This is a genomic window from Saccharococcus thermophilus (assembly GCF_011761475.1).
Taxonomy (GTDB): Bacteria; Bacillota; Bacilli; order Bacillales; family Anoxybacillaceae; genus Saccharococcus; species Saccharococcus thermophilus.
The window spans coordinates 352,113-378,127 of the sequence record NZ_JAASRS010000001.1 but is presented as its reverse complement, the minus strand read 5'-3'; the positions used below and the strand labels follow the sequence as shown (position 1 = coordinate 378,127).

Sequence of the window (26,015 nt, the reverse complement as noted above, 5' to 3'; positions counted from 1 at the left end):
GCTATACCTCCACGTCGTATGGTTCATAATCTTTGCGAAGCGGATATCCGACCCAGCTTTCGCCTAAAAAGATGCGGATTAAGTTCGGATGCCCTTTAAAGCGGATGCCAAGCAAGTCGTACGCTTCGCATTCCGGCCAATTGGCCCCTTGCCAAAGCGGAACGAGAGAATCAATTTCCGGCTCGTCTCGGTCGATTTTTACTTTTAAGGCAACCGATTGGCGATTTTTATAAGAATATAAGTGCACGTATACTTCCATATGCGTTTGAAAATCGGTCCCGTGCAATTCCGACAAGTAGTCAAACCCTAGCTGCTCGTTATATTTGAGAAACTCGGCGATTTTGTAATATGTATCTTTTTTGGCGACCAACGTCGGAACGTCTTTGGCAAGACGGTTAATATAGGCATCCTCTAGAACATCCTCGCCGAGATGTTCGCGAATCACCTTGACATATTTGTCAAGCAGCGGCTGATTTGGCGATGGGGCTTCTTCCTTTGGCGCCGTTGTTTCGGCTCCCGCCGCCTTCGCCTTGGCTGCCGCCGCGGCTTTTGCTTTCGCTGCCGCAATCGCCTTTGCCTTGGCGAGCTCGTCGCTGTCAGCGGATGCATCTGCGCCTGCTTGCTGCTTGGCGAGCGCGGCTGCCTTTGCTTTTGCCGCAGCTGCGGCTTTGGCTTTCGCTGCCGCGATTGCTTTTTGTTTTGCCAGCTCGTCATCCGTTTCGCTGCCCGCCGCTTCCTTCGCTTTTTGTTTGGCGAGCGCCGCCGCTTTCGCTTTCGCTGCGGCCGCGGCTTTTTTCTTCGCCAAAGCGATGTCGTCCGCTGGCGCCTCCACTTTCTCTTCCGCTGCCGCTTCTTTTTGTTTCCGCAATTCCGCCGCTTTCGCCCGTGCCGCTTCTGCCGCCTTTTTCTTCGCTAAGGCGATGTCGTCCGCTGGCAGCTCCACTTTCTCTTCCGCTGCCGCTTCTTTTTGTTTCCGCAATTCCGCCGCTTTCGCCCGCGCCGCTTCCGCTGCCTTTTTCTTCGCTAAAGCGATGTCGTCCGCTGGCGGCTCCGTTTTTTCTTCCGTTACGTCTTTTTTCGCATCGTCAGATGGCTGTTCCGACTGTTCGGCAGCCCGCTTTGCTGCCAGCCGTTCCTTTGCCAGCTGTTTCGCGCGCTCAGCCGCCTCTTTTTTCAGCTGCTGTAAATCTTTTTCCTCGCTCATCGATTACAGCACCTTCTTCCCTGTCTTCGCTTCATAACGAATCTTTTCTTTTAATTTATTAATCCCGTAAATCAACGCTGCTGGATTTGGCGGACAGCCAGGGATATAGACGTCGACCGGCACGATTTGATCTACTCCCTTGACGACGCTGTATGATTTCACATACGGTCCGCCCGCCGTCGCACAGGATCCCATGGCGATCACCCATTTTGGCTCCGGCATTTGGTCATAGAGACGGCGCAGAATCGGCGCCATCTTTTTCGTCACCGTTCCAGAGACGATCATGACGTCGGACTGCCGCGGCGAGGCGCGAAAAAACGAGCCAAACCGGTCTAAATCGTAATGGGCGCCGCCGACCGCCATCATTTCAATCGCACAACAGGCAAGACCGAACGTTAGCGGCCAGAGGGAATTGCTGCGGGCCCATGCCTTTAACTGATCGAGCGTCGTCAAAAACACATTGCGCTTTACCTCTTCCATCTCCCCTTCAGGGACGTCGAGCCATTTTACATCCATTGTAACACCTTCTTTTTCCAAGCATAGATCAGGCCTAAAACGAGCATTAGTACAAAAACAAACATTTCCACGAAAGCGAATAATCCTAGTTTGTGATAAGCGACAGCCCATGGATATAAAAACACGGTCTCCACATCAAAAATGACAAACAATAGTGCAAACATGTAATAGCGAACTTGAAACTGAACACGCGAGTCATGAAACGGATTGTTACCGCTTTCATAAGTGGTTTGCTTCGCTTCGCTCGGAACATGTGGACGCAATAACTTTCCGAGCGTCAACGCCCCAACCGGAAGCAAAACGCCGATACATAAAAACACCAACACAATCAAGTAGCTATTGGCGTATACGTTCCCCAAATGCGATACGCTCCCTTCATTTATATCTTACTTTTTAAAATATTTCATAATTACAAACTATTTCACCTCCATTATAACATTTTACATTCAGCAGTGTCGACAAAATCTGGAATTTTACATATCGACATCGTGGCAATAAAAAAAAGACGGAGGAAATAGATTTCCTCTCGTCTTTATTTCATTTCCGCTACGTTTAAGCGGTTAATCGCTCGTTTTAGTGCCAGTTCCGCACGTTTAAAGTCAATATCATCGTCTTTGCTTTGCAGACGGCGTTCTGCGCGTTCTTTTGCCGCTTTCGCGCGGGCCACATCAATATCTTCCGCTTTTTCCGCCGCTTGTGCCAAAACCGTTACTTTGTCAGGGCGGACTTCCAAAAATCCGCCGCTGACCGCGATATATTCCGTTTTCCCCTCTTTTTTCAGGCGAACGGCACTGATCTCCAGCGGTGCGACAAGCGGAATATGCCCTGGCAAAATGCCAAGCTCTCCGCTTTTTGCTTTCGTGCTAACCATCTCTACGTCCGCTTCGTATACCGGGCCATCAGGAGTAACGACACTGACTTTGATCGTTTTCATCATAAAATCCTCCTATGTCCCTCAATTAAACTTCTACGCCCATTTGCTTCGCTTTTTCCACAACTTCTTCAATGCGCCCTACTAAGCGGAAAGCATCTTCTGGAATGTGGTCGTATTTTCCTTCCAAAATTTCTTTAAAGCCGCGTACCGTTTCTTTAACAGGCACATAGGAACCTGGCTGGCCGGTAAACTGTTCGGCGACGTGGAAGTTTTGCGATAAGAAGAATTGAATGCGGCGAGCGCGAGCAACGACCAGTTTATCCTCATCGGATAGCTCATCCATACCGAGAATCGCGATAATATCTTGCAATTCTCTATAGCGTTGCAATGTTTGTTGCACTTTGCGCGCTACTTGGTAATGCTCTTCGCCGACGATTTCAGGCGCAAGTGCGCGAGATGTGGACGCAAGTGGATCCACTGCTGGATAAATACCCATTTCCGCAAGTTTCCGTTCTAGGTTCGTCGTTGCGTCTAAGTGAGAGAACGTTGTTGCTGGCGCTGGGTCTGTATAGTCGTCCGCTGGTACGTAAATCGCTTGAATCGATGTGATAGAACCAGTGGCTGTAGAAGTAATCCGTTCTTGTAATTGACCCATTTCTGTCGCAAGCGTTGGTTGATAACCTACGGCAGAAGGCATGCGGCCTAATAGCGCCGAAACCTCGGAACCAGCTTGTGTGAAACGGAAAATGTTGTCGATAAAGAGCAATACGTCTTGTCCTTGTTCATCACGGAAATATTCCGCCATCGTTAACCCTGTCAACGCAACGCGCATCCGTGCACCAGGCGGCTCGTTCATTTGTCCGAATACCATCGCTGTTTTGCTGATAACGCCAGAATCTTTCATTTCATGGTACAAGTCGTTTCCTTCACGCGTACGTTCCCCTACACCGGCGAATACCGAAATACCGCCGTGCTCTTGCGCGATGTTATGGATAAGTTCTTGGATTAAGACCGTTTTTCCTACACCAGCACCGCCGAATAGACCGATTTTTCCACCTTTAATGTATGGAGCAAGCAGGTCAACGACTTTAATACCTGTTTCCAAAATTTCTACTTCTGTTGCAAGCTCTTCAAATTTTGGCGCTGGGCGATGGATTGGATCACGACGCGCATCAGCCGGAATTTCCCCTTGCATGTCGATCGGTTCCCCTAATACGTTGAATACGCGGCCAAGGGTGACTTCTCCGACCGGAACGGAAATTGGCGCACCTGTATCAATGACTTCCATTCCACGAATCAATCCGTCTGTCGATGCCATCGCGATCGTACGGACCGTATCGTCGCCAAGGTGAAGTGCTACTTCCAATGTTAAGTCGATGTCGACTTCGTTTTCATTGCGCGCTTTATGTTGAATTTTCAGAGCGTTGTAGATCGCAGGAAGATGCCCGTTTTCGAACTTTACGTCTACAACCGGACCCATAACTTGAATAACGCGTCCTTTTGTCATCGTTTTCCCTCCTAACTTGCTAGTTGGACAGCAGTACCTATATATCTTGAAAATTCTACTTTTGTGATCTATTTTTTCGGCCACGCTTATGCGTGACGAAGGCAAGTCATCGACTTGCCTCCGACAGTCGAAAAATCTTTCGATAAAAAGTGAAAAAGATGAAATATCAAGTTGCGTTTATATCATTGCCACTTTCGGCTTACTGTTATTGCAACGCGTTTGCTCCAGCCACGATTTCCGTGATCTCTTGGGTAATCGCTGCTTGACGAGCACGGTTGTAGGAAAGAGTAAGCGTACGAATAAGCTCGTGTGCGTTGTCCGTCGCGTTTTTCATCGCCGTCATCCGAGCGGCATGTTCGCTTGCTTTCGCATCTAACAGCGCACCGTAAATAAGGCTTTCGGCGTATTGCGGCAACAGCACATCTAAAATTTCTTCTTGAGAAGGTTCAAATTCATACGTTGTCCGTTGTTTATTATCGACTAAATCCGTTAACGGCAACAGCTTTCTTTCCGTCACCTCTTGTTGGATCGCACTGACGTAATGGTTGTAGTACATATACAACTCATCAAACGTACCATCGGCAAACAAACCGACCGTCTTATTTGCAATTTTTTTAATATCCGCAAAAGAAGGTTGATCCGGCAACCCAGTAATATTTAGTACAACAGGCATATTTCTTTTTTTGAAAAAACTTAAACCGACACGGCCAATGACAATAATCGCATATTCATCCGGCGATTGATGGCGCTGTTGAACCGTTTGGTACACGGTGCGAAGAACGTTGCTGTTATACGCTCCCGCCAAGCCGCGGTCCGATGTGATCACTAAATAGCCTGTCTTTTTCACCGGGCGCGAAACCAGCATCGGATGGGTCGCGTTGCCGGCACCAAGCGCGACGTTCGCCACGACCTCTTGTATCTTCTCCATATATGGAACAAACGATTTCGCGTTCATTTCCGCATGGTTTAATTTCGCAGCGGAAACCATCTCCATCGCCTTTGTAATTTGGCTTGTTTTCTTCGTCGAGTTGATGCGCTTCTTAATATCGCGTAAGGATGCCAAAGGTTTCACCACCTTTTTTCTGCACGAAATCTAAGAATAGAGGGGAACAGAAGCCGTCATTCCTTCTGTTCCGCCCTCTTTTATTGGGAAACGACAAACGTTTTCTTGAACGCTTCGATCGCTTTGTTGAAGTCTTCTTCGTTTGGAAGCTCTTTTGTTGTACGAATATGTTCAAGCAAGTGCTGGCCGTTTTGATCGAGCCATAAGAAGAATTCTTTTTCAAAGCGGCGAATATCTTCGACTGGAATGTCGTCTAAGAAACCGCGAGTAAGCGCGTAAATGATCGCCACTTGTTTTTCTACTGGAATCGGTGCGTGCAAGTCTTGTTTTAACACTTCTACCGTACGAGCACCGCGCGCGAGCTTCGCTTGTGTCGCTTTATCAAGGTCTGAACCGAACTGTGCGAACGCCTCAAGTTCACGATACGCCGCTAAGTCCAAGCGAAGCGTACCCGATACTTTTTTCATCGCTTTAATTTGCGCCGCACCACCGACGCGGGATACGGAAAGACCAGCGTTGATCGCCGGGCGAACGCCGGAGAAGAACAAGTCTGATTGCAAGAAAATTTGTCCGTCTGTGATGGAGATGACGTTCGTTGGAATGTAGGCGGAAATGTCACCCGCTTGCGTTTCGACGAACGGAAGCGCTGTTAACGAACCGCCGCCTTTGGCATCGCTTAATTTTGCCGCACGCTCTAAGAGGCGAGAGTGCAAGTAGAAAATATCCCCTGGATATGCTTCACGGCCTGGCGGACGACGAAGCAAGAGCGACAATTCACGGTAAGCTGCCGCTTGTTTCGATAAGTCGTCGTAAACAACAAGCACGTGCTGACCTTTATACATGAAATATTCGCCCATCGCCACGCCCGCATATGGCGCAAGGAACAATAGCGGCGCTGGCTGGGATGCCGATGCAGTGACAACGATCGTATAATCGAGCGCACCGTGTTTTCGCAACGTTTCGACAACTGTACGAACCGTGGATTCTTTTTGCCCGATCGCGACGTAAATACAAATCATATTTTGGTCTTTTTGGTTGATGATCGTATCGATGGCAATCGATGTTTTCCCTGTTTGACGGTCCCCGATGATAAGCTCGCGCTGACCGCGGCCGATTGGCACCAACGCGTCAATCGCTTTAATCCCCGTTTGCAGCGGTTCATGTACCGATTTCCGGTCCATAACACCTGGTGCTGGGCTTTCAATTGGGCGAGTTTCTGTCGTTTCGATTGGACCTAAACCGTCGACTGGTTGTCCTAGAGGGTTGACGACGCGGCCAATCAACGCTTCACCGACAGGCACTTCCATAATCCGGCCTGTACGGCGCACTTCATCGCCTTCTTTAATCCCTGTATACGGACCTAAAATAACGATACCGACGTTGTTTTCTTCTAAGTTTAGCGCCATTCCCATGACACCGTTGGAAAACTCGACAAGTTCTCCAGCCATTACGTTGTCCAAACCATGGGCGCGCGCGATACCGTCACCAATTTGAATAACGGTGCCGACATCGCTTACTTGAATTTCAGACTCGTAATTTTCGATTTGCTGCTTAATGAGCGCGCTGATTTCTTCCGCTCTGATGCTCATGCCTTTCACCCCTATCTTCGAATCTTAGCCGATAAGCTGTCGTTGAATTCGTTCTAATTTTCCGCTGATGCTGCCATCGTAAATGCGGTTGCCGATGCGCAGCTTCACGCCGCCAATTAAGCTTGGGTCGACGATATTTTCAATGTGAAGCGTCGTTTTGCCGATTTTTTTCGCAAACACTTCGGAAAGCGCACGTTTTTCCTCTTCCGTTAGCGGACGAGCCGAATAGGCAGTCGCTTCAGCGACACCGCGCGCTTCATTCACTAACTCAATAAACTGCTCCGCCATCTCTGGAACGAGGTCGATGCGGTGGCGTTCCAACAAAAGCAGCAATGTATTTCGCAACGGAGTGGAAACGGCCGCAAACGTTTCTCGAATCAGTGCTTTTTTCTTTTCCAACGATAGCTTCGGATACGCCAATAACGATAAAAATTCGTCATTTTCCGCCAACACTTGGCGCACGACGCGAATTTCTTCTTCTAACTGGTCCAAAAGCTGCTTTTCGAGCGCAATTTGAAAAAGAGCTAACGCATACCGCTTCGCTATAACTTCTTTGTTCATCGACCTTCTCCTACCTCTTGAATATACTCGCTAATCAGCTTCGCTTGGTCTTGCTCCGTTAACTCTTTTTCAATGACTTTCGACGCAATCAATACGGACAAGGAAGCGACTTGCTCGCGAAGCGCAGCCATCGCTTGCTCTTTTTCGCGTTCGATTTCTTTTTTCGCCGCTTCTTTTAACCGCTCTGCTTCCGCACGGGCAGATGCGATAATTTGTTCTTTTTGCTCTTCCGCCATCTTGCGCGCATTTTCGATCAATTCTTGCGCTTCCTGACGGGATTGTTTCATTAATTCACGCTGCTCCTGAAGCAGTTTTTCCGCTTCTTGGCGATGCTTTTCCGCTTGGTCAATTTCATTGGCAATATGCTCTTCACGCTGTTTCATGATATTCATTAACGGCTGCCAAGCGAATTTGCGCAACAAGGCTAGCAAAACGATAAACCAAAGCAATTGATAGATAATATCACCGCTGTTAATATGCGCGGCTTCGCCTAGCGCCAATAGTTTTGCATTGAATAACACCGCGTTTCACTCCTTTCGACAGCTATGCGCAACGATCGTAACGACGAATCATGCTTCCATTGCAAAAATACATACATAAAGGAATGGCGAAGGTGATCGTCGACACCAACTTCGCCATCATCAAAAAGGTATTTCGTTATTTGTTCATGAGGATGAAGGAAATAACGACGCCAATGATCGGCAATGCCTCAACTAACGCAACCCCGATAAACATCGTCGTTTGAAGTGTAGGGCGCAATTCTGGCTGACGTGCAATCCCTTCTACTGTACGACCTACGATTAAACCGTTACCAATACCAGCACCAAGTGCTGCTAAACCTACTGCAATCGCAGCTGCAATTAAATTCATGGTAAATATCCTCCTTCTAATTTATTGATTTCGTTTATTTTTTGATAGATAATTCCTATCATTAATGGTCTTGGCTGACTTTATGGGCCATATAAACCATTGTTAACATTGTGAAAATGAACGCTTGGATACAGCCGACGAAAATACTGAATGCTTGCCACGCCATCATCGGAATCGCACCGCCGATCGCGCCAAGCACCCCGTGTTGGGTTCCAAGCCCTGCTAGCAATTTCAGCAAAATTTCACCCGCGAAAATGTTTCCGTAAAGACGGAGACCCAACGTTAAGGTATTGGCAAATTCCTCAATGATTTTCAGCGGGAACAAGAAAGCCATTGGCCGCGTATAATCGCGCATATATTCGGATACGCCCTTCATTTTCACGCCGTAGTAATGGGTGAGTCCCACAATCATGACGGCGAGCGTGAGCGTAATCGTGGCATCGGCCGTCGGCGACTTCCACCAAAGTTCATCGTTTACGCGCACGGAAAACGGCAAACCGAGCATATTGGCAACGAAGATGTACATGATGAGCGTAACACCTAGCGTTAAAAAGCGGCCACCCGTTTGCCAATCCATGGTGCTATTGATGATTCCTTTGACGAAATCAAACACCCATTCGATGAAGTTTTGCATCCCCGTCGGGCGCAGCTGCAAGGAACGCGTCGCCGCGATCGCGATGGCCAGTACGATCAAGCTGGTGATCGTAATCATTAAAACATTGGATAAATTAAATGTAAGTCCTAAAAACTCGCGAATCGGTGCTTCGTGTTGCAACCATCCCTCACCTCTCTTTCATACATGTTCCCCATTATTTTTCAATCTTTGCAAAAGGAAATCTATTATAATGACAATATAGGATGTCATTAATCCCAGCACCACAGGCACGATGGCGAAATATTGCGGATATTTGAGGGCGATTGCCGCCGCCAGCGCCGCTAACGCCAAGCGGGAAAGCGTCCCGATCGTGCGCACTTTTTTGCGTTCCAACACGGCTTGTCCCAATTTAGCGATTTTCCGCGTTAAACTCCAAAGCATCAAGACGCTAATCACAGTTCCAAGAATTAAGCTTAAAAAAAATGTCTTATACGCCGTAAACCCCCACCCTAACGTATAAAGCGAAAGCAAATACAATATGTATTTGAGCTGTCGCAAAAACATTTGCTGGAATTTCTCCATGTGGCTACTCCTCTGAGAAATATTGGCGAATTAGGCGCAACATCGCATATACCCCAGCCGCTAAGCCGAGCAACAGACCGATAATTAAAAAAATGGGGTCTGTATGAAATTTCTTGTCAATCCATTTTCCTCCAAATACCCCTACTAAAATAGAACCAACCAGCTGGGATATGATCGCGGACATGAGCGCCATTGCTTGAAACGGGTGGCGTTGTTTCGGACGCATACACATACATCCTATCATTTTTTTCTCATTTTTTATCGTATGAAAACCTTATCATATATCCCCTGTAAAGCATACAATACCATATGGTCAATGTCAATGTGTTTCAGGGAAAAACTATATTATAACAGATAAAATATTAAAAATTTGTGACATTTATTAATTTCCTTTTCACTGTAATAGTGTATAATGATATATTTACTTTTTTAGACACAATTTATAAAAAAAGACGGTATCATTTCTTGGAAATGATACCGTCTTTGCATGTATCGTTATTTGGTTCCGAACAAACGGTCGCCGGCATCGCCAAGCCCCGGGACGATATAACCGTGATCGTTTAGTTTTTCATCGAGTGCAGCAATGTAAATATCGACGTCCGGATGCGCGTTTTTCACCGCTTCCACCCCTTCTGGAGCGGCAATTAAACACATAAATTTAATGCTTTTCGCACCGCGCTTTTTCAAAGCGTTGATCGCTTCTATCGCCGATCCGCCAGTAGCCAGCATCGGGTCGACGATAATAAAATCGCGTTCTTCGACATCGGTCGGAAGCTTCACGTAATATTCGACCGGCTTTAACGTTTCCGGATCGCGGTACAAGCCGATATGGCCGACTTTCGCGGCAGGAATTAATTTTAAAATACCGTCCACCATGCCCATTCCGGCACGCAAAATCGGGATGACGCCGAGTTTTTTCCCAGCGATGACTTTCGCTTTCGCTTTGCTGACAGGGGTTTCGATTTCGACTTCTTCAAGAGGGAGGTCGCGCGTAATTTCAAACGCCATCAGCGTGGCTACTTCTTCTACTAGTTCTCGGAACTCCTTCGTGCCAGTATTTTTGTCGCGGATATAGGTCAGTTTGTGCTGGATGAGCGGATGATCGAATACATATACTTTTCCCATTTTGCACTCTCCTCTTTGTAAACAGTTTACACTTCCATACATTCTACCGAAAAACAAAAGTATATTCAACTGCCAACAAAAACGCACCTCTAAAGGCGTTCCTTCGAGGTGCGTTTTTGCGTTTATTCTTGGTATAACGGGAATTTTTCTGTTAAAGCCGCGACGCGTTGGCGCGCTTCTTCGAGCTTTGTTTCGTCTTCGTGATGTTTTAAGACGAGGCTGATGATGCTTGCGATTTCGTCCATTTCTTCCAAACCAAATCCGCGCGTCGTCACCGCGGCGGTGCCAATGCGGATGCCGCTTGTCACAAACGGGCTTTCCGGATCATACGGAATCGTATTTTTGTTCACCGTAATGCCGACTTCATCGAGCACTTTTTCCGCTACTTTTCCGGTTAATCCTTGCGGGCGCAAATCAATGAGCAATAAGTGGTTGTCTGTTCCGCCGGAAACGAGGGTAAAACCTTCTTTCTTCAATGCTTCCGCGAGGCGTTTTGCATTGTTGACGATGTTTTGCGCATACGTTTTAAAGCTGTCTTGTAACGCTTCCCCAAGCGCCACCGCTTTCGCCGCAATGACATGCATGAGCGGTCCGCCTTGAATGCCTGGGAAGATCGCTTTGTCAATTTGTTTCGCAAACTCTTCTTTGCAAAGGATCATCCCGCCGCGTGGCCCGCGGAGCGTTTTATGCGTCGTTGTTGTCACAAAATGCGCATATGGCACCGGGTTTGGATGAAGACCTGCCGCAACAAGACCTGCAATATGCGCCATGTCTACCATCAAGTACGCTCCTACTTCATCAGCGATTTCACGGAAACGTTTAAAATCGATGACGCGTGGATAAGCGCTTGCCCCAGCTACAATCAGTTTCGGCTTATGTACGCGCGCTTTTTCAAGCACATCATCATAATCAATCACATGCGTTTCCGGATCCACACCATATTCGACAAAATTATATTGAATGCCGCTAAAGTTGACTGGGCTGCCGTGCGTTAAATGGCCGCCGTGTGACAAATTCATTCCAAGCACTGTATCGCCATGTTCCAAAACAGTAAAATATACTGCCATGTTCGCTTGTGCGCCGGAATGCGGCTGTACGTTGGCGTGCTCCGCGTCAAACAGTTTTTTCGCCCGTTCGCGTGCGAGATCCTCAACGACATCGACATATTCGCAGCCGCCATAATAGCGACGACCTGGATATCCTTCGGCGTATTTATTCGTTAATACCGACCCTTGCGCTTCCATGACCGCGCGACTGACAAAGTTTTCCGAAGCGATTAATTCAATTTTTGATTGTTGCCGTTTTCGCTCGTTTTCAATCGCTTCAAATACTTGCGGATCTTGTTGTGGCAAGTAATTCATCACTAGCTCCCCCTCATTTCGAAATAATGAATATTCTTTTTTATTTTACCAGCTTTTTGCGGGTTAATTCAAAGAAAAAATGAACAAAATCATTAAGAGGTGCAAGAAGTATTCGGATTTTCTAAAGAATAGACCGCGCGGGCGCCGCCGATCAGTTTCGGTCTCGTTTTTGCCAATGTGACATGGGCATGTCCAATTTGCTTTAACGACACGCGCACAGGAACAGCGACATGTTTTAAATGCATGCCGATGAACGTATCACCGATATCAATGCCGGCATCTGCTTTAATAAATTCAACAACAACGGGATCGTTCATATGGCGATACGCGTATTCGGCCATTGCTCCGCCGGCAGACCGGACAGGAACGACTGAGACGATTTCAAACTGGCGGGACAGGGCGGTCTCTCTTTCCACGACAAGCGCGCGGTTCAAATGTTCGCAACATTGAAACGCGAGCTGTACCCCGGTTTCGTCATGCCACTTTCTCAATTCAGTAAAAAGCATTTCGGCGACTTCCGTTGAGCCAGCTGTTCCAATCTTTTCGCCGATCACTTCGCTTGTGCTGCAACCGATGACAAGGATGTGCTCGGATGAAAGCGGGACTTGCTGGCGAAATTCGCGCAAAATCGTCTGCCATTGCTGCTTCCATTCGGATAACGGGGAAAGCATTTGGCGATTCCTCCCATTTTATAAATGTTTGTTTTCGTATTGTGTAATTTTTTCCACACGTCGTGCGTGACATCCGCCTTCAAATTCCGTTGTCAGCCAAACTTTTGCAATTTCACGCGCCAGTCCTGGCCCAATCACACGTTCTCCCATCGCTAATATGTTGCTATCATTATGCTGGCGCGTTAATCTGGCGCTATATACGTCGTGGCAGAGCGCACAACGAATGCCTTTTACTTTATTGGCGGCAATCGTCATGCCAATTCCGGTGCCGCAAATTAAAATGCCGCGATCCACTTCCCCATTTGCGACTTTTTCCGCAACCGGAATCGCGTAATCAGGATAGTCGACCGATGTTTCACATTCACATCCTAAGTCGATGTACTCTATCCCCATTTCGTCCATTAATTTTTTAATTTCTTCACGAATATGAATTCCGCCATGATCAGATGCAATTGCTACTTTCATGTTTGTTTCCTCCTCGTTTTGTCATATAGAAAAAGGTCGCCTTTCTATTCATTTTACATGTTTCTGATACAGAAGGCGACCTTTCTACTTTTATCTTGTACCAAATTGGTCAATCGTTTCTTTTAATTTTTTTGCTTGCTCCGCCAATTCTCCCGCCAGCTCGTTTACATGCTGAATAACAGAAGTTTGCTCCTGCGTTGCCGCCGTTACTTCCATTGCCCCAGCCGACGTTTCTTCGGCAATCGCCGCAACTTCTTGCGACTGAATCGACGCCTTTTCAATATGTGTCGTTTGTTCTTTCACTAATTCGGCAATTTCATGGACGGCGCGGACGACTTCGTGAATCGATTCGGTCATTTCCGCAATCGCGTCGTTCGTATTGGCGCCTTTTGCGGCTTCTTCATTCGCTGATTTTACTTGCTCATGAATTTGTGCTACAACATGTGCGACTTCTTTTTGAATGTTTTGAATCAGTTCGGAAATTCCTTGAACCGCTTTCGCGCTTTCATCCGCAAGCTTGCGGACTTCTTCTGCGACAACGGCAAACCCTTTTCCATGCTCACCGGCGCGCGCCGCTTCTATGGAGGCGTTTAAGGCAAGCAAATTCGTTTGTCCGGCAATATCACCGACAAGCGAGATAATGTTTTCCACTTCTTTCGCATGCTGCTCTAACCGCTGGACTGCACTTAAAGCCGTTTGATTATTGCTCGCCAACTGTTCGATCCCGCTGACAAGCGAACCAATGACTTCACGGCTTTTATGCAATGTTGACACCATTTCTTTTGCCAATTGTTCGGACTGATTCGCCTTTTGCTGCACTTGATTCGCAATGCGCAATACATCTTCCACCGACTCCGCGGCCGTTTGCATCGATACAGCCGCGTCATTCGCACCTTTAGAAATTTCTTCAATCGTGTGAGCAATGTCTTTCGAGCGCTCTGACGCAACGTGAGAAGCGTTCGTAATTTCGACGACTTTCTCATTCGTACGGGAAAAGTTATCTTCAATGTTTTGCACGATCGCTCGCAAACTCCGCAACATTTCATTGAAAGCGATCCCTAACGAACGAATTTCATCGTCTGATTTGGATAATGGAACGTCTTCGTTAATTTGCCCGCTCGCCGCTTTCATCGCCGCCTGTTCAAGACGGTGCAGCGGCTTCGTAATAAATCCGGATGCCATGTAGGCGAGCACGCCGGACCAAAAAATCCCAAGCATCAAGGTCAAAATGGTGAACACGTTTTTGGCGATCGAGGAGAAAAATACATCATACAAAACGTAAAGAAAAAACGCGCTTGTAGAGTAGGTGATCAGTGCTAATATGGTAGTAAATACAACAAGCTTGAGGCGCAAGCTAAATCGATATCGCTGTTTGCTCTTTTCCATATCCCTTCCCCCTATGAATTTCCCCCTAATTTCTCGATAAGACCGTCAATTAATGCGGTCAGCTCGTCCCTTGTCTGGCGGTATATTTCTATCGGTCCGCCAAACGGATCGAATACATCGCCTTGCTTCCCGGAAACAAATTCTTTCAACGTAAACGTTTTTGTTTTCGCCTCCGGAAACCGCTCGACAACGAGCTGCTTATGCCCCGCGGTCATCGTCAAAATATGCGTCGCCCAATCGACATCTTCCTTTTTTAACAGCGACGAACGGTGGTTGGCATCAATCCCTTTTTCTTTCAACACCGCTTTGGCGTGAGGCGAGGCATCGCACCCTTCTGCGGCAAATACTCCCGCTGATTTCACCTCCACATTCGGCAGCTGCTTATGCGCCAAAAGCGCGGCCGCCATCGGGCTTCGGCATGTGTTTCCCGTACAGACAAATAAAATGCGGTACGACATGGCAACACCTCTTATTTTGTTTGATCACTTCCATCCACAAATTATATTAAAATTATATAATAAAATTTAAAATTTACCATCGAAATATAGCATCGCATCAAAAAAGCTGTCCCAAAAAGTTGGCTCTCACTTTTTGAGACAGCTTTTTTGTCTTTCCGCTTATCAAAAGGAGAACAACAGCTTTAAGCCGAATGCGAGCAAAATGCTGCCGCCAAGCGCTTCGCTGTAAACGCCAAGCCATTGCTGAAAATGGCGCCCCAGCATCAGTCCACCCCATGTCAGCACCATGCTAAAAAAGCCGAACAATAAGATCGTCAGCATCGTTCTTGCTCCGAAAATGCCAAGGCTGAGCCCGACGGAAAAGCTGTCAAGACTCACGCTAAACGCAAAAAAAATAAGTCCTATCCCTCTTGGCGAAATCGATGAATCGCCTTCCTTTTTAAACGACGCGACAATCATTTGAATTCCCAACAGCAGCAATAACGCCCCGCCGATATACGAGGCGATGCTGCCAAACTGGCGGGATAAAAAACGGCCGACGAACATGCCGAACAGCGGCATGATAATGTGAAAAAGACCGATTGTAACGCCTATATAAAAAATTTGTTTTAAGCGCAAGCGAAGCAAGCCCATGCCTAAGGCGACGGAGAATGCGTCCATTCCTAACGCAAACGCCATCATCGATAGCGCTATGATTTCGCCGATGAACATGTTCATTTGCTTTCCCTCCCCGGACTGGCCTTACTGCTAACATATGCGCGTCCGGGAACGTTTAGAAGTGTGTTTACCTTTCCACAATCACTTGATGGCCAGCCGCTTTTTGCAGCCGGTTCATGATCGCTACCCCGATTCCTTCCGCCGGAAACGATTCACTGTAAATAATATCGACATCCGTTTCATCGAATTTGCGCAGCGTGTCGTATAAATGGCTCGCCACCGTATGCAAATCGCGCCGCCATCCACACGCCAACACGACATCTGCTTGATAGCATGCACGGTTCTCTTCCGTCGTCATCACGCCAACCTTTTTGCCAAGCGCCCGCTGCTTATCGACGAGCGTCTGCAAAAAGGAAGGGGAGCCTTGAACAATCGCCATTGGCGATTTTGGCGCATAATGTGTATATTTCATTCCCGGCGCTTTCGGCGCTTGCTTGTCATCCGCAAAGGTGCTGCCATCGGCGACCGTGCCGATCACTTCTGCGAGCGCTTCTTTTGTAATGCCGCCAGGGCGCAAAATCGTAGGTACTTTCGCCGTACAATCAAGCACTGTCGATTCCACACCGATGCCTGTTTCACCGCCATCAACCACGCCGGCAATGCGTCCGTCTAAATCGACAAGCACATGCCCCGCCGTCGTCGGGCTCGGACGGCCGGATCGATTGGCGCTTGGGGCCGCCAGCGGCAGGCCGCTTTCTTCAATAAGCGCAAGCGCGACCGGATGTGCCGGCATGCGCACCGCTACCGTCGATAAGCCGGCGGTCACTCGATCCGAAATGACGCCTTCTTTTTTCGGCAAAATAAGGGTCAGCGGTCCCGGCCAAAACCGTTCGATCAGCATAGCGGCGATATCGGGAACATCGGAAACGATCGCTTCTAACTGTTCGCGGCGGGCGATATGAACAATAAGCGGATTGTCGCTTGGACGGCCTTTAGCCGCAAAAATTTTCTCGACCGCTGCTGTATTGGTGGCATCCGCCCCTAATCCATAGACCGTTTCCGTCGGAAAGGCGATGACTTCTCCACATTGCAACAGACGGGCAGCCTCTTTTATTTGTGGATAAATATGTTGTTTATCAACAATATTATCCACAATCCACACATCGGTTTTCACTTTATTCACCTCTACCATGTCATTGCTTTCTAGTAAATTCAAAGAAAAAAGAAAAACTTTCATTATAGTTATCAACAATATGTGAATAAATATGTTATTTATGTGGACAACTTTGTGGATATGTCCGTTATTTTTCCCCACTTATCCACCATTGTTATGGAATAAGACGCTTGATCAGTTCTACAAAGAAAAATTTTACTTCCACCGGTTGTTCCTGTTCGGCAACAAATGGAGATGCTGTTGTCGCAATGCCTGCTTGTTTGATTTCCTTGTTGGCCGCTTCGCTGCCAGCATCTTGTTGTTCGTCGGTTTCATTTGTTGCATTTGTTTCGTTTATTTCGCCTGTTTTTTTTATTTCCTTCGTTTCATTCGTTTCGTTTGTTTCCTTCGTCTCCTTATCCGCTTCGTCTGTTACAGCAACATCCGACTGGCTTTGCTCACCTTTCGAATCCGTTTTTCTTTTCTCTTTCCCGGCGGATCGCGCCTCGCTCATTTGCACCGCATCGCTATTGGAAAAATCAAGGAAACAAAGCGGCGGGAATAAAACGCACCACCAATTGGCCCCTTTCCCTTCGCCAAGTGTAATTAACACCGCTTCATACTTGCCTGCTGGATATACGTAATTGCCGTAAATTTTCGTCGGAAAATCCACTTGGCCAAACTCGACTTTATACGACTGATCGCTATGTTCTTTCCGCAATACGTCAGCGACCGTTTGTTTAATCTCAGGGAGATGGGAGTGAATGACCCGCTTTGCCTCCGCAAAAGACGTCAAATCAGCAACCCATTTCGTAATTTTGGCATTGACCGCATCGCGGACTTTATGCTTCAGCTCCTGATCTTTAGCGGAATCACTGTTGGCTAAAATACGCAGGCGGATGGCTTCATTCGGAATCGCCACCGTGGCGTTGACCCCCGCCTCTGTTTGATGGCCATATACATTGACAAGTACACCGATCATTAATAGCAATATATATAAAACAATGGCAATCTTTTTTTGACTCATTGGTTGACACCGTCCTTTCACTCTTCATTGTGGACAGTGTGAACCAATTTTAAACTCTATCAATCTAAAAAAATTACTTTTTCCATCGATTAGATGATAGAGAGGCAGCCTCAGCCATCGGTATCCGCGTTCTAGCGACGAGCAGACAATGCCAAGCTGACCGCATTAGCCGATGACTTGCCTCCGTTCATCCCAAACGATAAAAAAAGAAGAAGCGAGTTGCACGATAGGATGGTTATGACAGCGTCGCATATACCATCCGGTCTTTTCCGTTGATGTCGAAAGCAACTTCAACGTTCGCTAGCGGAAATGCCTCCTTCAGCAATGAGGCGACCGCTTCCCCTTGCCCGGCGCCCACTTCAAACGCCACAAGCGCCCGTTCTTTTAGCACAAGGGGCAGTTCGCGGGCAAAGCGGCGGTAAAAAGCAAGACCATCCTCACCGCCGGCAAGGGCCTGTATCGGTTCGTAATTTTTAACAACAGGCGAAAGGGAAGGGATGTCCCGTTCTGGAATATATGGCGGGTTGGATACGACAACATCGACTTTGCGGTTCGCTTCGATAAGCGGCTGCAACAAATCGCCGTGTAAAAAAGCGACCTCGGCGCCAAGACGTTCTGCATTTCGCGCTGCCATTTGCAGGGCTTCCGCAGAAATATCGATCGCCGTCACACGCAACGCCGGATTTTCTAAGGCAAGCGTCACCGCAATCGCCCCGCTTCCCGTGCCGACATCGATGACATCCAACCGTTGACTGTCTGGAAATAAATATGAAATTCTTGTTAACACGCCTTGTACTAATTCTTCCGTTTCCGGGCGCGGAATGAGCACGTGGCGGTTGACAAGAAATTCCCGTCCGTAAAAATATTCATAGCCGAGCAAATGCTGTACCGGGACGTGTTCGTACACATGTTGATAAACATCCGCCAAAAACGATTGGCGCACGCTTTCTGCGAGCGGATCGCGCAGCCGCGCCAACAGCTGGGCTCTCGTCAGCCGCAAATGGTGGCAAAGCAACAGCTCCGCTACCTTTTCTTCTTTTCCATGCTGCTTTAAAAAAGAAGAAGCCCATGTGAGGACTTCGTAAATTTTATAACGCATCGTTCGCCTGCTCCAATTTTTTCGCTTGATCATCTAAGATCAGCGCTTCAATGATTTCATCGAGGTTCCCATCGAGCACTTGGTCGAGCTTTTGAATCGTCAGCCCGATGCGATGGTCAGTGACTCGGTTTTGCGGGAAGTTGTACGTGCGGATTCGTTCGGAACGATCCCCGGTTCCAACCGCCTGCTTGCGCGTCTGATCGTATTCGGCGCGCGCTTCTTGCTGGTATTTGTCATAAATGCGGGCGCGCAATACTTTCATCGCTTTTTCTTTGTTTTTAATTTGCGATTTTTCGTCCTGGCAGGTGACGACAATGCCGGTTGGAATATGGGTCAAGCGGACGGCCGACATCGTCGTATTGACGCTTTGCCCACCCGGGCCGCTTGAGGCAAACGTATCGACGCGAATATCTTTTTCGTTGATTTCGACTTCGATTTCTTCCATTTCCGGCAAGCAAGCGACCGTAGCCGTGGAAGTGTGAATGCGGCCGCCTGATTCGGTTTCCGGGACGCGCTGCACGCGGTGCGCGCCGTTTTCATATTTCAGTTTCGAATAGGCGCCTTTTCCGATAATCGTAAAAATAATTTCTTTATATCCGCCAAGCCCGGTCGGACTCGCTTCAATGACTTCCGTTTTCCAGCCTTGCGATTCGGCGTAGCGTGTATACATCCGGTACAAATCGCCGGCAAACAGCGCCGCCTCCTCGCCGCCTGCCGCTGCGCGGATTTCCATAATGACGTTTTTCTCATCGTTCGGATCTTTCGGCAACAGAAGCACTTTTAGCTTACTGACGAGCTCTTCTTCACGCTGCTCCAGCTCATCAATTTCTTCTTTGACCATTTCCCGCATTTCCGGATCAAGCTTCTCTTCTAACATCGCTTTTGCCTCATCAAGCTGCTTGCGGACCGATTTGTATTCGCGATAAGTCTGTACCGTTTCTTCTAAATCAGATTGTTCTTTCGAATAGTCACGAAGTTTTTTTGGATCGTTAATTACTTCCGGATCCATTAGCAGTTGATTTAATTTTTCATAGCGTTCTTCTACTGCTTCCAGACGATCAAACACGTTTTTCACCTCTGTTTTTTCCATACACAGTCTGATTTATTATTATATCCCAAATATATGAAACAGAAAAGTGTATGCAGTAAAAGAGCTTAACAAACCAAATGAAATCATATTACGAAAATTAGTAAAAAAGCTACCGAGATTTCGTTCAATTTTAACAAAAATTCGGCACAACATGTGTATTGTCCATAGAAAAATCGTTTTTTTCTATTGGCACAGTTTTTGCAGGATAAACTAGTGAGACTTTTTGAAAATTAGAAAGGGGTAGGGAGAATGAAAGCAGCCGTTGTCAATGAATTCAAGCAAAAATTAGAAATTAAAGAAGTGGAAAAACCGAAACTAAACTACGGAGAAGTACTGGTCAAAATTGAAGCTTGCGGGGTTTGCCACACTGACTTGCATGCGGCGCACGGAGACTGGCCAGTCAAGCCAAAATTGCCTTTAATTCCTGGACATGAAGGGGTAGGGATTGTTGTTGAAGTAGCAGAAGGAGTAAAATCCGTTAAAGTAGGAGACCGCGTCGGTATTCCATGGCTATACTCCGCTTGCGGTGAATGTGAATATTGCTTGAGCGGGCAAGAAACACTTTGTCCACATCAATTAAACGGCGGATATTCCGTCGATGGGGGATATGCGGAATACTGCAAAGCACCTGCCGATTATGTCGCAAAAATCCCAGAAAACTTAGATCCAGTAGAAGTCGCGCCAATTCTCTGCGCGGGAGTAACCACATATAAAGCGCTAAAAGTGTCTAACGCCAAACCAGGAGAATGGGTAGCTATCTACGGAATCGGAGGATTAGGGCATATTGCTCTTCAATACGCAAAAGCAATGGGATTAAACGTTGTCGCGGTCGATATTAGCGACGAGAAAATAGATCTTGCCAAACAATTAGGGGCGGATATTGCCATTAATGGACTCAAAGAGGATCCAGTAGAAGCTATTCATGAAAAAGTAGGCGGGGTGCACGCTGCCATTAGTGTGGCTGTAACGAAAAAAGCGTTTGAACAAGCCTATAAATCCGTAAAACGCGGCGGATGTCTAGTTGTTGTTGGATTGCCTAACGATGAACTGCCAATTCCTATTTTCGATACGGTATTAAATGGGATTACGGTGAAAGGATCGATCGTCGGTACGAGAAAAGATATGCAAGAGGCGTTGGATTTCGCTGCGAGAGGAAAAGTGCGCCCTATTGTAGAAACTGCTCCGTTAGAAAAAATCAATGAAGTATTTGACAGAATGGAAAAAGGGAAAATTAACGGCCGGATCGTTTTGACACTCACATTTCGCACCCTCTCGACGAAAATCGGGAGGATTTTTTCGTTCCGATGTCGAATGAATCCTTGACACACAAGGAACGTAAAGGAGTTTTTCACTTATGAACGTTCAAGTCAAAAAGGTCTATCGCAATTCTTATTTGAATATAATAAGTGCCCTATTCAAGAAACTGGGTCTGCCTCAATTGATTGACCATCTCGTGCCCGTCGATCCGCAGTGCCAAACGCGAGTCAGCGATGCCGTTCAGGCCATCCTCTACAATGTGTTTGACGGCCGGCAAGCCCTTGTTCACTTGGAACATTGGGCTCAGGAGGTCGATTGTGAGAAACTCATCCGTCCCGATCTCCATCCTTCCTGGTTGAACGACGATGCGTTGGCCCGTCATCTCGATCGCCTGTATGAGGCTGGCATTCACAACGTCATCAGCACTTGCTTGATTCATATTTATCGAAAAGAAGGCCTTTCCCTCCGAGCCTTCCACGCCGATACGACGGACAAGACCGTTTACGGCGCGTATGAATCGGCCTCGTTAGAGGCCTTACAAATCACACATGGCTACAACCGCCATCATCGTTGGCAAAAACAGATCGGTTTCGGACTGGTCGGCAACGAGGACGGCATCCCGTTTTACGGCGATGTGCACGATGGCAACCTGCCCGATAAAACATGGAATCCCGAGGTGCTGTCTCGTGTCCATGAACAGCTGAAGCAGGCCAAAATCGAAGACGAATGGATTTACGTGGCCGATTCCGCCGCGATGACGAAAGAGACCCTGGCGCAAACCAAAGCGGCCAACGCCTTTTTGATCACCAGAGGCCCTTCGTCGCTCCGGATCGTGAAAACCGCGCTGGCCGAAGCGGATGCTGAGGACACGACGTGGAGCGATCCCTTTACGTTGGCGGAGAGAAACGGCGCCACGTACCGGGTATGGGAAACGGCCTCGACGTATGAAGGCCACCCCGTTCGGCTGATCGTTGTTGAATCGAGCGCGCTCGACCAGCGAAAAGGAAAGACGCTTGAAAAAGAACGAACCAAAGAAGCGGAGCTTCTTCGCGAGGAACAAGCCCGTTGGGAGCGTCACCCCTTCTCCTGCCGGGAAGATGCCGAACAAGCCTTGGCGTCCCTCAAGGCGTCCCTTCGCCCCCGGTTTCATCGGGTTGAGGCCGCGGTCGAAGAGATCGTACGCCTGAAAAAACGGCGCGGACGGCCGAAAAAAGGGGCGGAACCCGAGGTGGAGACGCTGTATTTCTTGCACCTTGACGTCGAATTCGACCAAGACGCGTGGGAACAGGCGAGACGGAAAGCGTCCCGGTTTGTCCTTGTCACGACCGTTCCGAAGGAATGGAAGGGCCAACCCATGGATGCCCAAGAGATCTTGAAGCTGTATAAAGGGCAGATCTCGGTGGAAATGAACTTCGCTTTTTTGAAAGATCCGTTTTTCACGGATGAGATTTACGTCAAAAAACCAGAACGGGTCGCAGTATTAGGCTATTTGTTTCTGTTGGCCTTGGCTATTTACCGCGTTTTTCAGCGCCGAGTGCGTCAGTTTATTACTCCAGAACACCCGTTGAAGGGTCCTGGAGGCCGCAAGCTGACCCGGCCGACGGGACAGGCGATTTTTCAGCTGTTTCAATATGTGAACGTCGTCCTGTTCAAGCTGCCGGATGGGCGCATCCAACGCTCACTGGATCGCTCCCTTACCCCTGATCAGCGAAGGATTCTGCAGGGATTGGGCATGGATGAGAGCATCTACGTGTAACGTGATACGGAACGACCAGCGATGGTAAAAAAAGGATTGCCATCGCTCGTTGTGTTGGTCAAAAAGTTATTCTGAAAAACTAAATAAAAAATCCTTTGTTTTGACCTTGTTAGGGTGCGAAATGTGAGTTGACAATTGGTACAGACCGTTAATGGAACATACGATAAGGGACTGCTTTTCGTTTATTCTTTTGAAGCAGTCCCTTTTTCTTTCAATAAATAGCGAAGCTGGCGCACCGTAATGTTTAACCGTTCTGCCGCTTCTTTTTTGTCTCCCAATGTTTCCTTCAACGTTTTCCAAACGAAAAATCGTCCGATCTGTGTTTCTAAATCTTTTACGGCATCTAAAATATGTTTCAGATCGAGCCGCTCATTGTTTTCTTTCCATAATGATAAAATATAGCTGGTCCAGTTTTGCAAGTAAGATTCTAAATCCATTTCTTTGTGGTTTTTCTCTTCATCCGATGGAGTAGAAAGCATATTCGTTTCCGTTCTTATTTTTTCTGGAAGATAATCAGGAGTGATTACCATCGTTTCGCCTTCCGCCAACGTCACCGCTCTTTTTACGACGTTAAAAAGCTCTCTTACATTTCCCGGCCATGGATATTGTTTCATTTGCAAAATGGCATCGTCGGAAAAAGTAAGAGTAGAATTCAGCTTTTTTAAAAAATGTTTGATCAAAACAGGTAAATCCTCTATTCGTTCTCTTAAAGGAGGGAGCGTTAATTTTACTACATCTAGCCGATATAATAAGTCTTCACGAAACGTTTTCTCTTTTACCGCCTGACTGAGATCAACATGAGAAGCGGCGATGATTCTGGCATTGGTTTTACGGACGGTTTCGCCACCGACGCGAATATACTCTCCCGTTTCCAACACACGCAATAATTTTACTTGTGTAGCTAAGGATGCTTCCCCTATTTCGTCCAAAAATAATGTTCCTCTGTTCGCTATTTCAAAAATACCTTTCTTTTCTTTTAACGCTCCGGTAAACGCCCCTTTTTCATGGCCAAACAATTCGCTTTCAAGCAGCGTTTCCGACAGCGCTCCGCAGTTAATTGCAATAAAAGGCTGGTCATAGCGCATGCTTGCTTGATGAATAAAATGCGCGAGCACTTCTTTTCCCGTTCCCGTCTCTCCTTCAATTACCTAACTACAAAGTCACTCTAAAAGACATTTTCGACACCATGATAAGTATTCCTTTTACTAAATTTAGATGTGTTCTCGGCATATCCTATCATGAATTGGAGGTCTCTTTTCTGTCGAAGTTCGCAACGCTTTTACCTTATTAAAAAAGCATCACTCACCGTCGAATTACAATCATCATATGTGATGAAAAAAAAGATTCATCTTCTCAGAAGATGAATCCTTAATGTAAACGCACGTGAATATCGTACGTCGGAATGGCTTTTGTCAACAGTTTGTGAATCCGCTTCCGCTCTTTTTCCCGCTGCTCGGCTGTCAGCGATGAAGGAACGTGAACGGTCACATACATGTCGCTTCCATTCATCCAAATCGATCCCGGTCTGTAATCGGTGTATGTTTCGATCACTTGCACCGCTTTGCGAATGTCGGCACGATGGTTCTCACTTCCGTCAGTGATGCTGATAAAATTCGGGTTTTGCCGCGTTTTTTCCGGGTCATCAAAGTTGTTATATAAATAGCGATCATAATCGCTTTGCGCTTTATTCTCCGTAATAAGCCTTGTCCCGTTGCGGTCTACGCTTTGCTGACGGTACGAAGGATGATCGGGATTTAAGGAACAAGCGGAAAGCAAAAGAACAAAACCTAACAGCAGTATGCTTCTCATTTTTTTCGCCTCCCTGCTGTTAGGTTTTCCCGCATTCCCAAAAATATAGATGGTAGGATTCACCGGTTATCGGGCGAAATAATGGTTTATTTTATCCGTTTTCCCCGGTTTGCCAGGAACTTCATGATGATGGCGGCAGCGCGGTTCGTATGCCTCGCTGGCGCCTACTAAAATCACCGGATCATCATAAGAAGCCGGAACACCGTTAATGAGCCGCTGCGTCCGGCTCGCCGGAGAGCCGCACACCGTGCACACCGCTTGCAGTTTTGTTACCGATTCGGCAATCGCCATTAATGTTGGCACCGGTCCGAACGGTTCGCCGCGGAAATCTTGGTCCAACCCCGCGACGATGACGCGATAGCCGCGGTCGGCCAGCGTCTGCACGACATCGATAATGTCATCGGAGAAAAACTGCACTTCGTCGATGGCAATAACGTCTGTTTTTTCTGAAATATGCTCAAAAATTTCTTGCGGCGAGGAAACAGGAATGGCAATTACCGAATTGCCGTTATGCGATACAACCGCTTCTTCACTGTAGCGGTTGTCGATCGTCGGCTTGAATACTTTTACTTCCTGTTTGGCAAACTTAGCACGGCGCACGCGGCGGATTAATTCTTCCGATTTTCCAGAAAACATGCTTCCACAAATGACTTCCAACCAGCCGGACTGCTTCATAATATACATGACAAACGCCTCTCCCTTCGTTCTCGTCTGCCGGCGTATGTACGTTTTATTGTACCTTGTTTTCACATAAAAAAACAGGCAAGTAGCAAGTCGCTTGCCTGTTTTTTTTATTTTATTGCGCTAGGACGTGATGGCTTCTGTCGATGGGCAGGCGCCATCGGCTCGCCTTCGCTTTTCTTATTGTCCAGCTCGGCTCGCAACCGCTCGGGGTCAAATAACCTTCGCCTTCGGGGTGACAAGCACCCCTGCAGGCGAAGAACATTTGCCCGTCGCGGTTAAGCAGCTCGCCTTCGCTTTTCTTTCTTATTTCAAGCCGTATTTTTTGTTGAATTTATCGACACGTCCTGCAGCAGAAACAAATTTTTGACGTCCTGTATAGAATGGATGGCATTCTGAGCAGATTTCTACGCGCAATTCATCTTTTACAGAACCGCTTTCGAATTCGTTTCCGCATGCGCAGCGTACAATGACTTTTTTGTACTCTGGATGAATTCCTTGTTTCATTCTTTTCCTCTCCTTCCGCCCTGTATCATTTCGAAACAGAGTTGATATATGAGCAACATGAATTGGCGTTTACCAAAACACACATGCTAAAATTATAACAACTTTCATGTTTCTTTGCAACTAGTGATTTGCTCCAACTTCTTCCTGGAAGG

General features: G+C 47.3%; 29 protein-coding genes and 1 pseudogene. 2 read left to right on the top strand and 28 right to left on the bottom strand.

Features of this window, described 5'->3' with window-relative positions; genetic code table 11:
* Nucleotide 1: 1 nt before the first annotated feature.
* The 24 genes from BDD39_RS02085 to prfA all read right to left on the bottom strand — a co-directional run bounded on the left by BDD39_RS02085 (nt 2) and on the right by prfA (nt 19,829).
* Nucleotides 2-1,204, bottom strand: coding sequence for an NADH-quinone oxidoreductase subunit C (locus BDD39_RS02085; protein ID WP_166907710.1), 1,203 nt, complete (start codon nt 1,202-1,204; stop codon nt 2-4).
* 3 nt (nt 1,205-1,207) lie between these two features.
* Nucleotides 1,208-1,720, bottom strand: a complete 513-nt coding sequence (locus BDD39_RS02080) for a NuoB/complex I 20 kDa subunit family protein (RefSeq protein WP_017436864.1) — start codon at nt 1,718-1,720, stop codon at nt 1,208-1,210.
* On the bottom strand, nt 1,711-2,079 hold the full coding sequence (locus BDD39_RS02075; RefSeq protein WP_166907708.1) for an NADH-quinone oxidoreductase subunit A: 369 nt from the start codon (nt 2,077-2,079) through the stop codon (nt 1,711-1,713). The genes BDD39_RS02080 and BDD39_RS02075 overlap by 10 nt, the downstream gene beginning before the upstream one ends.
* Nucleotides 2,080-2,252: 173 nt before the next feature.
* On the bottom strand, nt 2,253-2,654 hold the full coding sequence (locus BDD39_RS02070; RefSeq protein WP_166907706.1) for a F0F1 ATP synthase subunit epsilon: 402 nt from the start codon (nt 2,652-2,654) through the stop codon (nt 2,253-2,255).
* Nucleotides 2,655-2,679: 25 nt separating this feature from the next.
* Nucleotides 2,680-4,101 carry a F0F1 ATP synthase subunit beta gene (gene atpD, locus BDD39_RS02065; RefSeq protein ID WP_166907704.1) on the bottom strand — a complete coding sequence of 474 codons (1,422 nt, stop codon included), beginning with the start codon at nt 4,099-4,101 and terminating at the stop codon, nt 2,680-2,682.
* Between the two features lie 205 nt (nt 4,102-4,306).
* The gene (locus BDD39_RS02060) at nt 4,307-5,164 is read right to left on the bottom strand and encodes a F0F1 ATP synthase subunit gamma (RefSeq protein ID WP_166907701.1); all 858 of its coding nucleotides are present in this window, start codon (nt 5,162-5,164) and stop codon (nt 4,307-4,309) included.
* Between the two features lie 80 nt (nt 5,165-5,244).
* Nucleotides 5,245-6,753: a F0F1 ATP synthase subunit alpha gene (atpA, locus tag BDD39_RS02055; RefSeq protein WP_166907699.1), complete on the bottom strand. Its 1,509-nt coding sequence runs from the start codon at nt 6,751-6,753 to the stop codon at nt 5,245-5,247.
* A gap of 24 nt (nt 6,754-6,777) precedes the next feature.
* Nucleotides 6,778-7,314, bottom strand: coding sequence for a F0F1 ATP synthase subunit delta (locus BDD39_RS02050; RefSeq protein ID WP_166907697.1), 537 nt, complete (start codon nt 7,312-7,314; stop codon nt 6,778-6,780).
* Nucleotides 7,311-7,835 carry a F0F1 ATP synthase subunit B gene (atpF, locus tag BDD39_RS02045; RefSeq protein ID WP_166907695.1) on the bottom strand — a complete coding sequence of 175 codons (525 nt, stop codon included), beginning with the start codon at nt 7,833-7,835 and terminating at the stop codon, nt 7,311-7,313. Before atpF ends, BDD39_RS02050 begins: the two co-directional genes overlap by 4 nt.
* Nucleotides 7,836-7,971: 136 nt before the next feature.
* Complete coding sequence (gene atpE / locus BDD39_RS02040) at nt 7,972-8,184, bottom strand: F0F1 ATP synthase subunit C (protein WP_166907693.1); 213 nt, start codon at nt 8,182-8,184, stop codon at nt 7,972-7,974.
* Between the two features lie 61 nt (nt 8,185-8,245).
* Nucleotides 8,246-8,959, bottom strand: coding sequence for a F0F1 ATP synthase subunit A (atpB, locus tag BDD39_RS02035; RefSeq protein ID WP_166907691.1), 714 nt, complete (start codon nt 8,957-8,959; stop codon nt 8,246-8,248).
* A gap of 18 nt (nt 8,960-8,977) precedes the next feature.
* Nucleotides 8,978-9,361: an ATP synthase subunit I gene (locus BDD39_RS02030; protein ID WP_166907689.1), complete on the bottom strand. Its 384-nt coding sequence runs from the start codon at nt 9,359-9,361 to the stop codon at nt 8,978-8,980.
* A 4-nt stretch (nt 9,362-9,365) separates the two neighbouring features.
* Nucleotides 9,366-9,587, bottom strand: a complete 222-nt coding sequence (locus BDD39_RS02025) for an AtpZ/AtpI family protein (RefSeq protein ID WP_166907687.1) — start codon at nt 9,585-9,587, stop codon at nt 9,366-9,368.
* Between the two features lie 269 nt (nt 9,588-9,856).
* A complete protein-coding gene (gene upp, locus BDD39_RS02020) occupies nt 9,857-10,486 on the bottom strand; it encodes a uracil phosphoribosyltransferase (RefSeq protein WP_166907685.1) in 630 nt (209 codons plus the stop codon).
* 122 nt (nt 10,487-10,608) lie between these two features.
* Nucleotides 10,609-11,847 carry a serine hydroxymethyltransferase gene (gene glyA / locus BDD39_RS02015; RefSeq protein WP_166907683.1) on the bottom strand — a complete coding sequence of 413 codons (1,239 nt, stop codon included), beginning with the start codon at nt 11,845-11,847 and terminating at the stop codon, nt 10,609-10,611.
* Nucleotides 11,848-11,939: 92 nt separating this feature from the next.
* Nucleotides 11,940-12,518 carry a TIGR01440 family protein gene (locus tag BDD39_RS02010; protein WP_166907681.1) on the bottom strand — a complete coding sequence of 193 codons (579 nt, stop codon included), beginning with the start codon at nt 12,516-12,518 and terminating at the stop codon, nt 11,940-11,942.
* An 18-nt stretch (nt 12,519-12,536) separates the two neighbouring features.
* Nucleotides 12,537-12,983 carry a ribose 5-phosphate isomerase B gene (gene rpiB / locus BDD39_RS02005; RefSeq protein WP_166907679.1) on the bottom strand — a complete coding sequence of 149 codons (447 nt, stop codon included), beginning with the start codon at nt 12,981-12,983 and terminating at the stop codon, nt 12,537-12,539.
* 90 nt (nt 12,984-13,073) lie between these two features.
* On the bottom strand, nt 13,074-14,369 hold the full coding sequence (locus BDD39_RS02000; RefSeq protein ID WP_166907677.1) for a methyl-accepting chemotaxis protein: 1,296 nt from the start codon (nt 14,367-14,369) through the stop codon (nt 13,074-13,076).
* Between the two features lie 11 nt (nt 14,370-14,380).
* The gene (locus tag BDD39_RS01995; protein WP_166907675.1) at nt 14,381-14,827 is read right to left on the bottom strand and encodes a low molecular weight protein arginine phosphatase; all 447 of its coding nucleotides are present in this window, start codon (nt 14,825-14,827) and stop codon (nt 14,381-14,383) included.
* 162 nt (nt 14,828-14,989) lie between these two features.
* Entirely contained in the window at nt 14,990-15,544 is a 555-nt protein-coding gene (locus tag BDD39_RS01990) for a manganese efflux pump MntP (protein WP_166907673.1), read from the bottom strand.
* 67 nt (nt 15,545-15,611) lie between these two features.
* Complete coding sequence (locus BDD39_RS01985) at nt 15,612-16,676, bottom strand: L-threonylcarbamoyladenylate synthase (protein ID WP_166907671.1); 1,065 nt, start codon at nt 16,674-16,676, stop codon at nt 15,612-15,614.
* A 136-nt stretch (nt 16,677-16,812) separates the two neighbouring features.
* Nucleotides 16,813-17,664 carry a stage II sporulation protein R gene (spoIIR, locus tag BDD39_RS01980; protein WP_166907669.1) on the bottom strand — a complete coding sequence of 284 codons (852 nt, stop codon included), beginning with the start codon at nt 17,662-17,664 and terminating at the stop codon, nt 16,813-16,815.
* Nucleotides 17,665-17,899: 235 nt separating this feature from the next.
* Nucleotides 17,900-18,763, bottom strand: a complete 864-nt coding sequence (gene prmC, locus BDD39_RS01975; RefSeq protein WP_166907667.1) for a peptide chain release factor N(5)-glutamine methyltransferase — start codon at nt 18,761-18,763, stop codon at nt 17,900-17,902.
* The gene (prfA, locus tag BDD39_RS01970) at nt 18,753-19,829 is read right to left on the bottom strand and encodes a peptide chain release factor 1 (protein WP_166907665.1); all 1,077 of its coding nucleotides are present in this window, start codon (nt 19,827-19,829) and stop codon (nt 18,753-18,755) included. Before prfA ends, prmC begins: the two co-directional genes overlap by 11 nt.
* 273 nt (nt 19,830-20,102) lie before the next feature.
* Between prfA and adhP the strand changes: the two genes are divergently transcribed.
* On the top strand, nt 20,103-21,176 hold the full coding sequence (gene adhP / locus BDD39_RS01965; protein ID WP_166907663.1) for an alcohol dehydrogenase AdhP: 1,074 nt from the start codon (nt 20,103-20,105) through the stop codon (nt 21,174-21,176).
* Nucleotides 21,177-21,207: 31 nt separating this feature from the next.
* Nucleotides 21,208-22,866: an IS1634 family transposase gene (locus BDD39_RS01960; protein WP_015863777.1), complete on the top strand. Its 1,659-nt coding sequence runs from the start codon at nt 21,208-21,210 to the stop codon at nt 22,864-22,866.
* A gap of 182 nt (nt 22,867-23,048) precedes the next feature.
* Here BDD39_RS01960 and BDD39_RS16640 read toward each other — a convergent pair.
* The 4 genes and pseudogenes from BDD39_RS16640 to rpmE all read right to left on the bottom strand — a co-directional run.
* Nucleotides 23,049-24,014 (bottom strand): annotated as a pseudogene (locus BDD39_RS16640) (sigma-54 interaction domain-containing protein); the annotation flags it as partial.
* Nucleotides 24,015-24,234: 220 nt separating this feature from the next.
* Nucleotides 24,235-24,675 (bottom strand): hypothetical protein, encoded by a 441-nt coding sequence (locus tag BDD39_RS01950; RefSeq protein WP_166907661.1) that lies wholly within the window; start codon nt 24,673-24,675, stop codon nt 24,235-24,237.
* Between the two features lie 66 nt (nt 24,676-24,741).
* On the bottom strand, nt 24,742-25,359 hold the full coding sequence (locus tag BDD39_RS01945) for a thymidine kinase (protein ID WP_166907659.1): 618 nt from the start codon (nt 25,357-25,359) through the stop codon (nt 24,742-24,744).
* 303 nt (nt 25,360-25,662) lie between these two features.
* Nucleotides 25,663-25,863 carry a 50S ribosomal protein L31 gene (rpmE, locus tag BDD39_RS01940; protein ID WP_003253704.1) on the bottom strand — a complete coding sequence of 67 codons (201 nt, stop codon included), beginning with the start codon at nt 25,861-25,863 and terminating at the stop codon, nt 25,663-25,665.
* Nucleotides 25,864-26,015: the final 152 nt, after the last annotated feature.

Coding starts and splice junctions, on each gene's coding strand:
- BDD39_RS02085 (WP_166907710.1), bottom strand. CDS start 1,204: ATGAGCGAGGAAAAAGATTTACAGCAGCTGAAAAAAGAGGCGGCTGAG.
- BDD39_RS02080 (WP_017436864.1), bottom strand. CDS start 1,720: ATGGATGTAAAATGGCTCGACGTCCCTGAAGGGGAGATGGAAGAGGTA.
- BDD39_RS02070 (WP_166907706.1), bottom strand. CDS start 2,654: ATGAAAACGATCAAAGTCAGTGTCGTTACTCCTGATGGCCCGGTATAC.
- atpD (WP_166907704.1), bottom strand. CDS start 4,101: ATGACAAAAGGACGCGTTATTCAAGTTATGGGTCCGGTTGTAGACGTA.
- atpA (WP_166907699.1), bottom strand. CDS start 6,753: ATGAGCATCAGAGCGGAAGAAATCAGCGCGCTCATTAAGCAGCAAATC.
- BDD39_RS02050 (WP_166907697.1), bottom strand. CDS start 7,314: ATGAACAAAGAAGTTATAGCGAAGCGGTATGCGTTAGCTCTTTTTCAA.
- atpE (WP_166907693.1), bottom strand. CDS start 8,184: ATGAATTTAATTGCAGCTGCGATTGCAGTAGGTTTAGCAGCACTTGGT.
- BDD39_RS02030 (WP_166907689.1), bottom strand. CDS start 9,361: ATGGAGAAATTCCAGCAAATGTTTTTGCGACAGCTCAAATACATATTG.
- BDD39_RS02025 (WP_166907687.1), bottom strand. CDS start 9,587: ATGCGTCCGAAACAACGCCACCCGTTTCAAGCAATGGCGCTCATGTCC.
- upp (WP_166907685.1), bottom strand. CDS start 10,486: ATGGGAAAAGTATATGTATTCGATCATCCGCTCATCCAGCACAAACTG.
- glyA (WP_166907683.1), bottom strand. CDS start 11,847: ATGAATTACTTGCCACAACAAGATCCGCAAGTATTTGAAGCGATTGAA.
- BDD39_RS02010 (WP_166907681.1), bottom strand. CDS start 12,518: ATGCTTTCCCCGTTATCCGAATGGAAGCAGCAATGGCAGACGATTTTG.
- rpiB (WP_166907679.1), bottom strand. CDS start 12,983: ATGAAAGTAGCAATTGCATCTGATCATGGCGGAATTCATATTCGTGAA.
- BDD39_RS02000 (WP_166907677.1), bottom strand. CDS start 14,369: ATGGAAAAGAGCAAACAGCGATATCGATTTAGCTTGCGCCTCAAGCTT.
- BDD39_RS01995 (WP_166907675.1), bottom strand. CDS start 14,827: ATGTCGTACCGCATTTTATTTGTCTGTACGGGAAACACATGCCGAAGC.
- BDD39_RS01990 (WP_166907673.1), bottom strand. CDS start 15,544: ATGAACATGTTCATCGGCGAAATCATAGCGCTATCGATGATGGCGTTT.
- BDD39_RS01985 (WP_166907671.1), bottom strand. CDS start 16,676: ATGGTAGAGGTGAATAAAGTGAAAACCGATGTGTGGATTGTGGATAAT.
- spoIIR (WP_166907669.1), bottom strand. CDS start 17,664: ATGAGTCAAAAAAAGATTGCCATTGTTTTATATATATTGCTATTAATG.
- prmC (WP_166907667.1), bottom strand. CDS start 18,763: ATGCGTTATAAAATTTACGAAGTCCTCACATGGGCTTCTTCTTTTTTA.
- adhP (WP_166907663.1), top strand. CDS start 20,103: ATGAAAGCAGCCGTTGTCAATGAATTCAAGCAAAAATTAGAAATTAAA.
- BDD39_RS01960 (WP_015863777.1), top strand. CDS start 21,208: ATGAACGTTCAAGTCAAAAAGGTCTATCGCAATTCTTATTTGAATATA.
- BDD39_RS01950 (WP_166907661.1), bottom strand. CDS start 24,675: ATGAGAAGCATACTGCTGTTAGGTTTTGTTCTTTTGCTTTCCGCTTGT.
- BDD39_RS01945 (WP_166907659.1), bottom strand. CDS start 25,359: ATGTATATTATGAAGCAGTCCGGCTGGTTGGAAGTCATTTGTGGAAGC.
- rpmE (WP_003253704.1), bottom strand. CDS start 25,863: ATGAAACAAGGAATTCATCCAGAGTACAAAAAAGTCATTGTACGCTGC.